12 protein-coding genes are annotated in these 15,312 nt (G+C 33.1%); 6 read left to right on the plus strand and 6 right to left on the minus strand.

All coding sequences use genetic code 11. The features are described 5' to 3' along the window. The first annotated feature begins 2 nt into the window (after positions 1-2). The 6 genes from ACVBDU_RS06140 to ACVBDU_RS06165 all read left to right on the plus strand — a co-directional run bounded on the left by ACVBDU_RS06140 (position 3) and on the right by ACVBDU_RS06165 (position 7,790). Entirely contained in the window at positions 3-3,263 is a 3,261-nt protein-coding gene (locus tag ACVBDU_RS06140; RefSeq protein WP_447178880.1) for an SNF2-related protein, read from the plus strand. A 129-nt stretch (positions 3,264-3,392) separates the two neighbouring features. Next, positions 3,393-4,001, plus strand: coding sequence for a DUF6088 family protein (locus ACVBDU_RS06145; protein WP_447178881.1), 609 nt, complete (start codon positions 3,393-3,395; stop codon positions 3,999-4,001). Next, positions 3,991-4,986: a nucleotidyl transferase AbiEii/AbiGii toxin family protein gene (locus ACVBDU_RS06150; protein ID WP_447178882.1), complete on the plus strand. Its 996-nt coding sequence runs from the start codon at positions 3,991-3,993 to the stop codon at positions 4,984-4,986. Before ACVBDU_RS06145 ends, ACVBDU_RS06150 begins: the two co-directional genes overlap by 11 nt. Before the next feature lie 308 nt (positions 4,987-5,294). Beyond that, entirely contained in the window at positions 5,295-5,924 is a 630-nt protein-coding gene (locus tag ACVBDU_RS06155; RefSeq protein WP_447178883.1) for a hypothetical protein, read from the plus strand. A gap of 177 nt (positions 5,925-6,101) precedes the next feature. Next, the gene (locus tag ACVBDU_RS06160; protein WP_447178884.1) at positions 6,102-6,728 is read left to right on the plus strand and encodes a hypothetical protein; all 627 of its coding nucleotides are present in this window, start codon (positions 6,102-6,104) and stop codon (positions 6,726-6,728) included. Between the two features lie 18 nt (positions 6,729-6,746). Next, positions 6,747-7,790 (plus strand): AcrVA2 family anti-CRISPR protein, encoded by a 1,044-nt coding sequence (locus ACVBDU_RS06165; protein WP_447178885.1) that lies wholly within the window; start codon positions 6,747-6,749, stop codon positions 7,788-7,790. A gap of 407 nt (positions 7,791-8,197) precedes the next feature. On the opposite strand, the gene ACVBDU_RS06170 is transcribed toward ACVBDU_RS06165, so the two are convergent. The 6 genes from ACVBDU_RS06170 to ACVBDU_RS06200 form a co-directional block, all read right to left on the minus strand. Continuing rightward, positions 8,198-10,411 carry a DUF2357 domain-containing protein gene (locus tag ACVBDU_RS06170; protein WP_447178886.1) on the minus strand — a complete coding sequence of 738 codons (2,214 nt, stop codon included), beginning with the start codon at positions 10,409-10,411 and terminating at the stop codon, positions 8,198-8,200. Then, on the minus strand, positions 10,411-12,033 hold the full coding sequence (locus ACVBDU_RS06175; RefSeq protein WP_447178887.1) for an McrB family protein: 1,623 nt from the start codon (positions 12,031-12,033) through the stop codon (positions 10,411-10,413). The genes ACVBDU_RS06170 and ACVBDU_RS06175 overlap by 1 nt, the downstream gene beginning before the upstream one ends. Further along, positions 12,030-12,353 carry a nucleotide pyrophosphohydrolase gene (locus ACVBDU_RS06180; RefSeq protein ID WP_447178888.1) on the minus strand — a complete coding sequence of 108 codons (324 nt, stop codon included), beginning with the start codon at positions 12,351-12,353 and terminating at the stop codon, positions 12,030-12,032. The genes ACVBDU_RS06175 and ACVBDU_RS06180 overlap by 4 nt, the downstream gene beginning before the upstream one ends. Positions 12,354-12,785: 432 nt before the next feature. Further along, positions 12,786-13,034 (minus strand): Fic family protein, encoded by a 249-nt coding sequence (locus ACVBDU_RS06190; protein ID WP_447178890.1) that lies wholly within the window; start codon positions 13,032-13,034, stop codon positions 12,786-12,788. Between the two features lie 138 nt (positions 13,035-13,172). Beyond that, positions 13,173-13,841, minus strand: coding sequence for a Fic family protein (locus ACVBDU_RS06195; RefSeq protein WP_447178900.1), 669 nt, complete (start codon positions 13,839-13,841; stop codon positions 13,173-13,175). Between the two features lie 624 nt (positions 13,842-14,465). Next, positions 14,466-15,299, minus strand: coding sequence for an IS5 family transposase (locus ACVBDU_RS06200; RefSeq protein WP_447177729.1), 834 nt, complete (start codon positions 15,297-15,299; stop codon positions 14,466-14,468). Positions 15,300-15,312 lie beyond the last annotated feature (13 nt).

Here is a 15,312-nt window from a genome sequence, read left to right on the forward strand (position 1 = left end):
TCTTGAACAATAATAATCACATATTAAACGGATTACAAACTACTTTTGATTTTGATGCTTATAAGTGGCCTGAACAAAATTTGTTTCCACTTAATCTAAGATCATACAGAAGAACCGTAGAATCCATTGTTTACAAGGATATAGAAAATAGTACGGAATATATTATTGTTACTGGCTTTACCTCACTTTCAAATCTTGTTGACCTATTTGGTAGTAAAGATTTTCATAGTCTAAACAAGGTAAGGATATTGATTGGTTTTGAACCTAATATTAGAGGTAGAAAAAAATATGTTAAGCTTAAGTTAGATAGGGAAATCAAAGATTATTGGTTAAAAAAAGGATTGTCAATAATGCTTGGTGGTGCCATCATAAATCTGATTGACAAAATAGATACGGGAAAGATAGAATTTAGATACAAAGATAAACTCCATGCCAAAATTTATGTCGGCAATGATAGTGCAGTATTAGGTTCATCTAATTTCAGTAAGAATGGGTTAAATTTTCAAGAAGAAGCCAATATAAGAGTTGATAAAAATTTTGGGCAAACACAAAATGAGCAATATGAGGCGATAAAATTAATTGCTGAAAGTTATTACGAAGATGCTATTTCTTATAATGATAAAATGAAAGAGTTGCTTCTGGAACTCATCAAAGAAGTAACATGGGAAGAAGCACTTGCAAGAGCGATTGCAGAAATTCTTGAAGGAAATTGGTTGAATGATTACAAAGCTATTCTAACGAAACTTGAACAGACAAAATTATGGCCAACACAATGGAAAGGAATCACACAAGCTGTTTCGATACTTCAAACACAATCTAATGTTCTAATAGCAGACCCAACGGGAGCAGGAAAAACAAAATTGTGTACATCATTGATCTTGTCACTAAAACATTGGCTTTTTGAAATAGGAAAAAATTATAAAACAAACTCCTTAATTATTTGTCCACCTTTAGTTGTATCAAAATGGGAAAATGAATTTCTTGAATTGAATAAAATAGATAATTCTCAAATCTCAATGGGATTATTAAGCCATTCAAGTTCTCAAAATAAAAATAGAATAGTAAAGCATTTAAGTCTTGCAAATATTTTGACTATTGACGAAGCTCACAATTATCTATCGCCTACATCTAATCGTACAGGATTAATCAAATCAAATAGGGCTGATTATAAAATATTAGTTACAGCAACACCAATTAGTAAGAAAGTTGAGGATTTACTCAAATTAATAGAATTATTAGATATTGACAATTTGAGCGATAGCGATTTTGAAAGATATAAAACACTCATAAATACACCCTACTTAAAAACAAATGATGAGGATATTCAAAATTTAAGAAATTTTATCAGCAAATTTACTGTTAGGCGAACCAAGAAAAGTCTAAATAAAGAAATAGAAAAAGACGAGGAAAGTTACAAAAACAAATTAAATAAAACGTGTAAGTTCCCTACTCAAAAAGAGAAAACATATAAAACAAAAGAAACAGAAGCAGACAAAGAAATAGTCAATCAAATTAATCATTTGATTTCAAATCTAAAAGGTGTAACCTATTTAACTCAATTTCATAAACCAAAATTTGAGATTAATAAACAAGAAAGTCTTGAGGGATATATAAAGAAGCGAATTGGTGCAGGAAAAGCTTTATCAACCTATATGATTAGAGCAGCTTTACGCTCATCTCATATTGCATTAGTTGAACATATTGAGGGGTCTCAAAAAGCTATGGAATATTTTAAATTCAATGGGAAAAATAATCACACAGGAAATAAAATAAAAACTATAACTTCTTTAATTGAGTCCAATAAACTTCCAACAAGAAACAGAGTATTTACAAAAGAATTGTTCCCAAGTTGGCTAATAAATAAAGACGAATACATAAATATCTGTAAGCAAGAATTGATAACATATAAAAAGATAAGTTCTTTAGCTAAAAAACTTTCAGAGCAAAGAGAATGGGGTAAAGTTGAAGAACTGATAAAACTTTCAAAAAAACATCAGAATATTTTAGCTTTTGATAGTACAGTAATTACGCTATACTATTTTAAAAAACTTTTTCAAGAAAAATATCCTAACCAAAAACTATTAGTAGCATCAGGTAGTGAAAAGGATAATGATAGTAAAAAGGTTATGGAACTTTTCAATTTACAATCAGAATCGACTGAAAATTGTATTGCTTTATGTTCGGATAAAATGTCTGAAAGTATTGACCTTCAAAAAGCTTCATCAGTTGTTTTGTTAGATTTGCCAAGTGTTTTAAGAATTGTAGAACAAAGGATTGGTAGAGTTGACAGAATGGACAGTTTACATAAAGAAATTGAAATTTATTGGCCTGATGATTCAGAAGAATATTCGTTAAAAACAGACAGCAGATTAATTCAGACAAATGATATTGTTGAAGATATATTTGGCTCAAATTTTGAAATTCCTAAAGTATTAAAAGAAAAACACTTTTCTCAAACAGATTCAACAGATTCACTAATTAAAGAATACAAAGATTTTATAGATAAAGATGAGTCTTGGTCAGGAATTCATAATAGTTTTCAATCTGTTATAGACCTAAAAGAAGGAAAAAATGCCTTAATCACCGAAGAACTATATGATGAGTTTAAAGATGTTTCATCTGAAGTTAAGACAAGAGTAAGTTTTGTAGGTAGTGAAAAAGATTGGTGTTTTATAGCTTTAAAAGGAGATAAAAATAAAAGTCCAAGATGGTACTTTATTGATGAAAATGAAAATATACATACTGATTTTCCTGATGTTTGTAACTCATTAAGAAATTCTATAAGTAAGGATTCCATAAAATTAAAATGGGATGATAACTCACTACATAGATTCATCAATTTGTTTAAACAAAAAGAACGTGAATTATTACCTCCTAAGAAGAAAAGAGCATTAGAAGTTGCAGAATGTATCCTTGAAAGAAAACTTAAAACAAAAGAAAGTAATACAAATCAAAGTTTAAAACAGTCTATGCAAGTTATGTTGAATTTATTGAAACCAAATTCTAAAGATGCTGTTGACTACGAAAGATTAGCAGAAGAATGGATTGAAATATTTCAACCTTATATTGATGAAAAAAGAGAATCAAATAAAAGAAAAAAGACAGTCCTTAATCTCTCATCTTTAAAAAGTGATTATAAAAAAATGAATATTGATATTGAGTTATTAAATGAGATGATTGATAATAGTACCATTGTGGATGAGATTGACAATAAAATTGCTTCTTGTATTATTGGTGTTTCAAATGATACAATTATTCGTTAAAAACAACTTAGCATTATAACCTTCTCTATCTCGCATACATGGCTCAATAAACAATAATTCACAATCAGTAATTTGTCACAAATATTTACTAAATTTGTGACAAAATAAATTATAAAAAAATAACTGTAAGTGCCTAAAAAAGAAATAGAAACAAAAATATTAAAATCTTCGAGAGGCTCATTATTTTTCGCCGATGATTTTAGCGCCTATGCCTCTCCGGATAACATACGTCAAGTCTTGTCTCGTTTAGAAAAAGAAGGTTTATTGGTGCGTTTAGCCCACGGCATTTACCTCAAACCTAAAACAGACGAGATCCTTGGTGTCATTTACCCGGATACTGAAGAAATTGCCCGGCAAATTACCAAACGAGACAAGGCACGAATAGCACCTACAGGTGTACTGGCATTGTATCTCTTGGGCCTTACCACTCAGGTGCCGCTAAAAACCGTGTACCTTACTGACGGTTCGCAACGAGAAATAAAAATCGGCAACCGCACCATAAAATTCAAAAAAACTGCGCCCAAAACGTTTGCCATTAAAGACGAACTGCTACAGCTTATTGTTCAGGCTTTTAAAGAAAAAGGGCAAAAAGAAGCTACCGAAGATTTTTTGGTAAAAATACAACCTGCTATACAACAACTCGAATCCAAAGTTATTGAAAAACAACTGCCATACGCCCCGGTATGGATTCAGAAAGCAGTCCGTAAACTTTATAAACCTGACAACGATGTGGAGTAATCTCAACGCGGAACAAAGGCAACAAATATTGCAGCAAGTAAGTGCACAAACCGGCTTACCTACCTATGTGATAGAAAAAGACTGGTGGGTTTGCCTGGTGTTAAGAGCAGTTTTTAAAACTCGATATGCCGGTTCCATTTTTTTTAAAGGAGGTACTTCGTTAAGTAAAGCCTATCAGCTTATCGAGCGCTTTTCAGAAGACATTGATTTAATTATTGACAGGCATTTACTGGGTTTTGATGAATTGAACTCAAAAACCAAAATCAAGAAACTGCGAAAAGCATCCGGTAAATTTATTATTACGGAATTTCGGGAAGCATTAACGGAGCAAATTACCCTATTAGGAATAAAAGACCATCAATACGAAATACGATATAACGATCATGTAGATGATACAAGCGACCCTAATACCCTGGAAATAATATACGAGTCCCTTACCTCCAACCGAAACGCCTATATTCAACCACGGGTTTTGTTGGAAATGGGTGCACGCTCGTTAACCGAACCTTCCGAAAACCGATCTATTTACTCTTATATAGATGAGCAATACAAAGATCTGTCTTTTGCATTGCCAGCTTTTAATGCCAAGGTAGTAATTCCTGCAAAAACCTTTCTTGAAAAAGCCCTGTTACTGCATGAAGAGTTTTCTAAGCCAACGGAAAAAATAAGAACCGATAGGCTTACCAGGCATTTGTACGATTTGGAAAAATTAATGGACACCTCACATGGTAAATTAGCTATAGAGGATGATGAGCTATTTGAAACCATAGTAGCACATCGAAAAAAAGTAACTCCTTTGCGTGGTCTGGATTATTCCCGTCACAAAAAGGGAAAATTAAGCATTATTCCACCAGATACGGTTATCAAAGATTGGGAACAGGATTATAAAACCATGCAGGAAAATATGATTGTGGGCGAAAGTCTGCCGTGGGAAAAACTCATAGAAAGAATGAAAGAAATAGAAAATAAATTGAACCAATTATAAAATTTAGAGATATTAAACTGTAGGCTTCCCTTTTTAGGTAAGCCCATGAATTCCCTGACCGATTACAACCATTGAAGTAAGTCGCGACCGATTACGACCGATTAAACCCGTAAGGAAAAGAGCTATTTTACATACACTCCCCAAGTACCCCGCAAGTTCAATAATCATATATATTCAGTGGTAATGTAAAGCTAAAATATTTTCATTCAAGACGTAATGCTTTGGGAACCATGTTTTTTATGGGTTTAGGGAAGCCTTACATACAGTTGTAAAAGGAAGATTGTGTATATTTGGATGTTAGGCAACATATGGAAACACAAGACGAAAAACTAATCTATTTGATAAAAAAAGCAGTTGCCGAATATGGAACTGAAAATAACGTTGTTGCTATTCCAGGATTTCTTTCGAAAAATTTTATTGCTTATTGTTCAATGCGTGAGGACATTTTATTATCACTTCAATATATTGAATATTTAAGGACAATTCCAACGGACACTGTCATAAGGTCTGCACTGAATTACACGTTGATTTCGAATTATGGAAAATGTTTTACCGATGCAAGTAAAAGCAAATCACCAAAATTAGAACCATCAAAAATATTTGAAAATCACGAAGATTTTATTAAAACTCATGAATTCATTATGGGATTGAGACACGAATTTATTGCTCATCGTGGAAAAACAGATAGTGAAGCTGGAATTGCATTTATGGTCTTTCCTGTTGGACGACCCGACGAAAATACTCAAATTAGGTTCAAACAATTAAAAGATATTTCTTTTAAAGAAGATAGAGTTTTGGAGATTGAAAAATTATTGAATTTTATAATATCTGTACTCGAAAAGAAAATTGAAAAGTGTACGAATAAAATCTACAAAAGTTTCTTTGAGTTGTTTACAGAAAAAGAAATTAGTGTAATGATTATGAACGGAATTAAATAAATACGTTGCCTAACACCGTGTATAGCTCATTGCCCCTGAATTCCTTGTCCGAATTCATTGCAATTTTGCTACCTTTAAAGCTACGGCAGGAAAAGTCCTGCAGACATTTTCCGCAACAAGTTATGCACAAAATCATTTGTAGCAACTCTCTGACGATATCGTAACAAGACAGTAGATATGTCAAATAAACTAACAACAATAATCCTTATGGCTCTTTTTTCATTCTTATTTGGTTGTAAGAACATCAACAATAATGCGCAGGCAAGCAACAACACTATATTTGAAGAAATTGCTTCACGAATTGGCCCAAAAGAAGGTTTTGTTGACATTTTTCTAAAAATTATCGAAGACGCGAAAACAGACACTTCACACATTTATATTGCAAAAGGACTTTACAAAAACAAAACTGTTGGACTTCAGATTGAAGTAAGTTCAGAAATTAGTGCAGGTATAATTGAAGATGAAATTGCCTCAAAAAATAGATTTATATTGAATGGAGTTCAACTTAAATCGATTGGACAAGAAAGTGATGAATTGGTAAGAGCATTAGCCGAATTATACGAACAACCAACTGACAAAGAGTTTACCGAGAAAGTAGTTTCAGCGACAGCCTTTTCACTAAATGATAAATCTGTCAATCTTGACAAAAGCGACTATTATAAACTGAAACTGTTTTTTGAAGAAAATGACGAAAATTTGTATTCGGAAATTTATCTAAACATAAACACAGACAAACGAGAAATTGAACTACAGGAAAAAGACGAAGAATATAGAGAGCCAATAATAAAGGTGTGGACAAACTAACACAATAGACACGGACGAATGACTAAGAAATTTTCAGAATATTATCCAAACCAAATTGCGAAGGACAACAAATATGAAAAGTACCTAAAAGACGAAAATCGACTCTATCGTGAGTGCCGAAAACCACATTTTGAAAGTGAAAAAGTTGGTGTTAAAAAGGCATATGTTTATCAAGAGTTTCATCTATGGAAAGAATGGAAAAATGGAGGAAAAAATATTTTTCACTTTTCAAAAAATCTTGTCGAACTTCTAAGAGAAACTGATGTACTTGATATAGATTTGTCCTTAATCAAGTTGCCTTACTCTTCCCTCTATATTGACCTGTCAGAAGCGAAAATACCATTTGAAGAAAATGGCAATGAGTTCATAGATGGAGTGTTTATTCGAGACGAACAAGATGACGGAGACGATGGACAATCCTTTGAGAGAGCCATTAACATTGATTTTGTAGGTAGAGATTATATTGAGAAGTATTGGACAATAAATAAAGATTTGTGTTGGGATTCGGAGAGAGGATTTCACTCTATGCTGCTATTTCTCGACAGAAAAGACAATTTAAAAACAGTTGAAGATGCAGTTAAATTTGACAAGAAAGGATTTGTAGGTGAATATACATTTGACGAAAGAGATGATGATACCAAAATAGACCTATATCTTATTCATAAACAATTTGTTGACAGAACTATAAGTTTAGCTATAAACTGCCTTCTCTACCTGACCACAAAAGAGTCAGACGTAACAGAAAAATATCCTGAAGACCTGCCTATTCACCTTAAAACTAAGTTAGAAAAAGCTAACACCAAAAAAAAGAAAGAGACTGCAAAGACCAACATTTCAGAAAGTGGGTTTACCAAAATAAAGTATGTCGGATACAGAATCAAAACAATACCACCTAAAGAATCTACAGGTAAAGAAGTAGCTGCTCATTGGAGGAGAGGTCATTGGAGAAATCAAAAATTTGGAGTAAATTTAACTGAATCTAAATTGGTTTGGATCATGCCAACAATTGTAAACAAAGAAAAGGGAGAACCTAAAAAAGGACATTTATACGAAATAGAATAAACAATACCTTTACTTCCCAACCAATAAATCATCAAAAAAGATAACTAAACTCTTACACCAAAATTACACCTCTCCCACTCCAACCCCTGTAAATACAAGCTGTGAAAGATATTGTATCGGGAAATAACCACCACAAAACATATAGGAAACAACATAAAACCCTATGAACAAGTAAGTTTTAGCACTTCCCAATCAATAAATAGCTTGCGTTATTATCCATTCATTAGGTACAAATTTGTACCTTTGTCGTACCTCAAACGCTAAAGAGGTATTTTTTGTACCTCATTTGGAAATATTATGGCACTTATTTACATTTAATGATATTGGAAGTAATTTTATCGCTTTCCTTGGAAAGGATGTAAAAAACAAAAAGATTTAGGGCAAAATATCCAATCCGTTTGGAGCTTTTATTTACTTCTCTTTAAAGTCATTACTTCAATTTTTCCCTCAACGGGATTTCTGATGTTTTTAAAGTTTGTGTATCTGTATGGAGTCTGACCAATTGATCCGTTTGAAATTTTAAAATAATTTCCATTTGAGATCGACCTTTTTTCACCTAACCATATCACCAATCTTTCAGAATTATCATCTGAATTGGGTGCATTTAATATTTTATCTCTTTCAATGATATCATAAGATAAAATCTCATAAAATTCTTTAATTCCCTTACCCTTGATATAAGGAGCAAAATATTTTAGATTATTGAAACCAAATCTTGAAGGCTTATTCTTTCCAGAATAATAAAAAGGCATTTTCGAAAATTCAAAACACTTTGCATGTTCGTCAGAGGGAACAAATCCGATTAATACAGATGGATTCACTGTTTGATATGAGATTTTTTTATGTGGTATAATCTCTTTTAATGCATTCTCTGTATCGATATCCAATATGGATTTCAAATAATTTTCTAAAAGTTCTTTTGTTTGATAGTTATCTGGAAGTAAGGGAAATGCTCCTATATTTACTTTGTCAATAGATTTGTAATAATCTAATTGTTTTATTGCATTAGTATCTCCAGCCCCAGGAAATAATATGAACCCTCCAATAACTTCTTTTTCGGGTTTATTATTCTCCTTATTCACATAATATATTGCATCTCTATATCTATGCATTTGATTTATGGAATCATCTGTTGGGAGGTCCGGTAATGAATCATCCAGATCTGATGCAATTCTATATTTTGCATCAAACAAATAAGTTGCCGAATAATTTTCCATTAATTCATTACGAGTAATTTTTAAAACTATATCGGGCCTTTGATTAACTGTGTATGATTTTACTTCTCCTTTATTCAAATCAAATGATAAATCATGATAAAGATCAATAATATCACCTTTCTCCGTTATAAAACTAACCTTCGATTTTAATCCACGCTGTATTTTAAATAAGAATTTGTCACCGGTAATTTCAGCTAAATCTATTTCATCCGGGTTATCTTTCTTTAAAATTTTCTGAAGCATATTCTTTATCTTCAGAAAACACCAAATCTGATACAGTTCAGCTACATTCTTCATTTCTAGCTCCTGTGAGCCTTCAAAAAACTCAATCCCTTTTTTTAGCATTATCCAGGATTTATAAACAGTACTGTATCCTGTTGCTTTCTGCAATACCAGTGATTCCTGTCGAATACCGGAATAATTCCCAACAGACTTAAAAAACTGATTGTTTTTTAAAGCATTTAATTCAAACCCGATTTCATTCAATTGTACTTTGAAAGCATCTGTAATCACATGACTATATCTCCGTTCAATAAAATCCTTAATTTTCCTGTATTTTGATTCAATTATTGTTACCGAATATTTTAGAAAACGGTTTTCTAGCGTATCAGTCGTTAACTCTTTATAACTGGTTTTGTGTAATTTATTTGGCAAATGGCTATAATTGAGATACTTTTCTTCTAAAGAAGAATTCCATACTTTGATTTTATCGGCTCGTACATATTGAGATTTAGGTATTATTTTATGGTGAGGCCTGTTTAGTATAAATTTTGAAGCTGCAATGAAATCAGAATATAGCCCTCCGAAAATCTGCCACCAAATCAAATCTGTATTATTTGAACCACCAGTTTTAAAATTGGAGTACGTTTTTTTTAGAAAATCAAAAACTAAATAAGAATATTCATTACTGATATCATTCAGAATCGTTAAGTAATCGTTCTTATAATCTAATTTAATTGGGAAAACTTCAAATTCAAAAGTGAATTTTTGGATTATAGAACTTTTAGAATATTTAAAAGAAAAAGAACTCTTACCAATATCATTTCCAAAATTTACGGTTCCTGCCAGGAAACCTATTTCTTCTTCATAAAAGAATTTTTCTTCAAATTCTTTGGTCTTTGAAAAAATAAATGGTTTTTCAATTTCATTTTTATCTTTAAAACGTATGCTAAAAAAATATTCTTTGTTTTCGAAAAAAACGGGATTCGTTGTTTTTTTCGAAAGATTTTCTTTTAACTTAAAATCGGGATAAAAAGCATATAATAATTTGCCCTCACTAACCTCATAAGATGTACAAGTTAATAATGATTTTTGCTTATTAAATGCCTTTTGAAAGGTTCTTTCAAAATTGTTGCATTTAACTATCAATTCAAAATCAATATGATCAATTCTAACAACTTCCATTACGACCAAGGTGATGTATAGCCAGTAGCATTAAGTTTGAATAACATTTCTTTGACTTTACTTGCTGATTTTGGATAATTCACATCTAATTCAGACAGGAGTTTATCTAAAACATGTTTTGTTTTAATTTCATCTCCTTCTATACGAGAAAGAACCTTCATAAGAAGCATTATATCTAAAGCTTCTTTCAGCCAATTATCTCCGGATTTATTTTTTGAAGCATAATAACAATAAATTAAAAATTCGTCCCTAACTCTATATGCAATTTTAAAAGGTGAGTTTTCCAAGATAGAATTTATTCTTTTAAGAAAACCTAATACTTCATCTTTTTGTCTGTAATCTTCCTGTTGATATACTTCAGCACCAGAAGTAAAGCTTCCTACAACATGATTTTTATTCAAAAAATCATCTGGATAAGACCAATCTTCATATTCCATACTCAACCCCCTCGACAAATCAATATCATTCATTTCTATGGTCATTGCCCTATCCAAAACTTTACGGCTGAAAGAATGCGTTGTTTCATCCATATTTACCGTACCCATTACTATCAGGTTTTCAGGAATAGGAATTCCTTCTTTAAAACCATCATCATTTAAATTCAAATCTTTTAATATCTGTTGATATATTCTCTCGTTATCAAACATATCCTTTGACAGTAAAAAATCAGTTTTTATATCTCCATTCTTATTTTTTCTAGTCTCCAGAATACTCAGATACTCTGCAAAATAATGTTCTGCCGGTGCAAGATTCATCTCATCCAAACATAGAAAAAATGGAATTTCGGTATACTTCCAGGCTTTAGCTATAAACTTTAAAAACGAAGTAACAACATATTTTTCCCCGTTTATTCTACTGATGTAACCCAATAATTCAGATGAATCATGCCAATTAGGTTTTACAGGTATTAATTCAAAATTACCCGGCTTCTCTTCTTTTCTCAAAGATTTTTCGCTACATGTTTTGTAAGCTAATGTTCTTACTAATCTTGATTTACCTGTACCTGAAATACCTGCAAGAAGAATAAACGGTTTAGTTTTTATTGCGGTTAGTATATTTTCATATTTCATTTTATCGGGGATGTCTCTTTTATTAATTTCAGAATGACTAAACTGAATACTTGGCGTATAATTACTACCAAAAGCTGCTAAGCAATTTTCCAACACACCATTTGCTTTAGCATAATTGTCAAATAAGTCTTTGAGTTGTTGGATATTTTTTATTCTATTCTCGGAACTTTTTAAATTAATTCTCGGTCCAAAAAGATAAGTAATTTCACTGCTTCCTAAGCTTTGCCATTGCCAATCATTAGGAATATCAACTTTATATAAGATTTTTAACCGTATAAATTCATCCCATTTACCGCTTATTCTAAAACTGGAATTATTATCCTCAAAAAATGTTGTACTATCATCGTTTTGAGTAACTATCCCTTTTTTATCTAATACTGTAAATAAAATCCATCTCGATGTCCTATTTACAATAAATACATAATCCTCAAGTGAAAGATTTTTGAATTTAGTTTCATTCCAATAGAAATAATTAGAATCACTGCTGAAAAGTTGAATTGCATTATTTACTGCCCCACTTTTCACCTCATAAATCAATACTTGTTCATTCATAATTCTTTGTATTTTTTATTGCTTCCTTTAGATTTTGCTGCAGGATACTTTTCGGCATTTTTTTTCAACTTTTCTTCGATTATTTGATAAAAATCCAGTTGATGCTTATTGGCTAAAAGTAAACCGTAAATAAAAATATCTGCTAGTTCCTCTTTTAACTTTTCCAGATCAAACTCTTCATTGTCCTTCCATAAAAACAATTCCAATAATTCAGAGCTTTCAATATTGAGGGCAACTGCCAAATCTTTAGTATTGTGAAATTGTTTCCAGTCTCGATCATCTCTGAACACTAATATTTTTTTTATAACATCTTCCAGCATAAATAAAACTTCTAATTAGTGAATCCGTTTTAGTATTTACAAGATATGAAGATTGATCGAATACCGCACATATTTTACTCCCATGTCCACTAAAAATTAACATACGTTCCTTAAAAACCCTTATAACCCGTAGCTTTCAGCATTTTTTTTATAGCATGACGATTTGAATTAACATGTTAGGTATATTTTATAGCACTTCCTTATGAACACAGGCAAGTATGTTTTTTCACTACTCATAACGCTCTTGCTCCGGCGTGTTTTTGACCGCATTGTCACCAAACATAACAGCAATAAATACATCCGGTATTTTATGGATTGTGTTTATCACTATTTTTACGCTTTTCCATATCACAGGCTTTACGTGATATGAAACTGAGCCAAATGAAAAAATAGTCTCTTTGGTATAAAAGATTGAAGATATAACTTTATTTTTTATATGCCATCAGGCATATTCAATTCATAATAAACAGCCCTCCCCGCTCCTCCGGATAGCAAAGCCCCCATTTTCACCAACCTCTGTAAATCTCTTGTTGCCGTAGCTTTGGATGTTCTGGTAATGGACATATATTTCTTAGCCGTCATCCCTCCTTTAAAACCATCAATTCCTCGATCCAGCATTTTAAGAATAACTCTTAATTGACGTTCATTGAATTCCGCCTTGTATTTATCCAGGAACTTCACCTTATCCAGTGTAAAACGAATAATCTTTTTGGCATGCTTCTGGGCTTGCAGTATGATTTCGGAAAAATAACCGATCCAATCTGTTATTTCAAGAGATCCTTGTGCCGCTTTAAGCGAATCGTAATAGGCTTTTTTATTTCACTCTATAGCTGTAGAAAGGCTCATGACCAACGGACGTCCTATGGATTCCGACAGACATTTCTCCGCAATGGCCCGGCCAATTCGCCCGTTACCATCTTCAAACGGGTGTATGGATTCGAAATATAAGTGGGCAATAGCGGTTTTAATCAAAGCTCCTTTAAGGTCTTTTGGTTCTGTTACATACTTACTATACCAAATGACAAACTGCTTTATTTCGGACGAAACTTTTTCTGATGAGGGAGCTTCATAATGAATGACTTCCCTTCCATAGCTACCGGAAACAATGACCATCGGCTCCGCTCCCATCCGGTATTGCCCGCCACGAATAAGACGAGAACCGGAAAACAGGATTTTATGCCAATGCTTTATAAGTTTTTCTGTAAGCGAGCTTGCATAATCCTGCCGCACTTCCACCATAAGCTCCGCAATCCCCCTGGCATTGACATCTCTTATTTTTTCCAATTCGGGAGATAACCCCAGGCGATTTTTAATAGAAGACATTACATCCTGCCGGCTGTAATATTCTCCCTCAATTTCGGAGGTTTTTATAGCTTCGTCGATCATAAACTGCAACAGGGTTTCCTGCTGAAATTCGGCAGACAAACCGTCAACAATTCCTTTTACCTCTCCCGTTTCCGATGCGAATTCCAGGATTATATGATCTATGGCATCCGCATCTTATGTAAATTGAGGCCAGTTTTTATATCGCCAATTATATTTCATGAGCCGATTAAAAGATTGAATTGGCTCATGTTCCCTATACTTTACCCATATTTGTCCCAAATATTTACTAAAATTGGGACAAGCAGATTGGTTATCCGTTCATCATCTAACCTATTACATATCAAAAATATCCATTCAAAGTCTTTAAGACTATAATAAACACGAATTACAAAACGTGCTACGGTTATTCGAAAGGGAATTGAAGCGAAAAATTGATTTTATAGCCATAAAAGTTTCCCGACCAATTACAACCATTGGAGGTCAGTCGCGACCGATTAAACCCGTAAGCATATACTCCCCCAAGCACCCCGCAAGTACCCCCCAAGCACCCCGCATGTACCCCGCATGTACCCCGCAAGTTTAATAATCATCTATATTCAGTGGTAATGAAAAGCCAAAATTCATAAATGGAGACAACTATTCCGGATAAATCCATAAAGTAGTAAGCAATGATATAGGTTAACCGAAAAAGGAAATCAGTTTAAACAGTTGTAATTTTTTTATATGCATTTACATATAAAAATGAAAAATGATATTGTTTTATATGTTTTTGCATATAGAATTCGTTTAAACTTTTTTCTTTTTGATGGGTTTGAACTTTTTCAAAGCTAACACAATAAAAGCAAGATAGTTAAACCCTGTCCAGCTTGCCACGGTGGTGTCAAACCTGTTTAGTAATGACCGGAAACTGTCCATCCAGGCATTGGTTCGCTCGATGGCATATCGCTGGTCATAAAGTTCTTTGTCAAAATAGTCATCTCTGTCCTTGTCACTGTTACGCCTGTTGAAACAGATATTGGCATTGATTTCCTTTTGGGCACAAGCCTGTCGGAAATCCTTGGAATCAAAGCCCGCATCAGCATTGAGGAACAACCCATCCACACGGAGGTCAGCATCTTCCAGAGTACCAGTGACTACTTCGAACTGCACCTCAATGTTATACAGGTCGTTATGATTGCCGGCAACAGGTTCAGACATAGCTAAAGGTAGTCCCTGCCTTTCGCTAAGGTATAGGGCATTGGTGGTTTTGCGCTTCTTACGGCCTTGGTATTCCACTTGTTCCCCGCCCCTGATGGCCGAGGTGTGACTGCCATCCAGGTCCACACTGGAAAGGTCAAGTTTTGATTTATGGCGGTTGAGGAAGCTCACCCAACAGTCTTTCCAAAAACCGCACAAGCACCATTTCCGGTAATGGTAGTAAACCGATTGCCAACTTAGCACTTTACTGTCAAAAAGGGCTTTTACAGGCACTTGATGCCACTGCACACCGGTCTTGAGCTTGTAGAGGATGGCGTTAACAATCTCAACCAATGGAACGGTCGGGGCAAATCCTCGATGAGTTTTAGGTATGTAAGGAACTATTTCCAATTCTATCGTATCTTTGTCAAGTACAGAGTACATAAAGGGTTGGTTT

It is taken from the genome of Sinomicrobium endophyticum (genome assembly GCF_052983315.1).

Coding starts and splice junctions, on each gene's coding strand:
- ACVBDU_RS06150 (WP_447178882.1), top strand. CDS start 3,991: ATGTGGAGTAATCTCAACGCGGAACAAAGGCAACAAATATTGCAGCAA.
- ACVBDU_RS06155 (WP_447178883.1), top strand. CDS start 5,295: ATGGAAACACAAGACGAAAAACTAATCTATTTGATAAAAAAAGCAGTT.
- ACVBDU_RS06160 (WP_447178884.1), top strand. CDS start 6,102: ATGTCAAATAAACTAACAACAATAATCCTTATGGCTCTTTTTTCATTC.
- ACVBDU_RS06165 (WP_447178885.1), top strand. CDS start 6,747: ATGACTAAGAAATTTTCAGAATATTATCCAAACCAAATTGCGAAGGAC.
- ACVBDU_RS06170 (WP_447178886.1), bottom strand. CDS start 10,411: ATGGAAGTTGTTAGAATTGATCATATTGATTTTGAATTGATAGTTAAA.
- ACVBDU_RS06175 (WP_447178887.1), bottom strand. CDS start 12,033: ATGAATGAACAAGTATTGATTTATGAGGTGAAAAGTGGGGCAGTAAAT.
- ACVBDU_RS06180 (WP_447178888.1), bottom strand. CDS start 12,353: ATGCTGGAAGATGTTATAAAAAAAATATTAGTGTTCAGAGATGATCGA.
- ACVBDU_RS06200 (WP_447177729.1), bottom strand. CDS start 15,299: ATGTACTCTGTACTTGACAAAGATACGATAGAATTGGAAATAGTTCCT.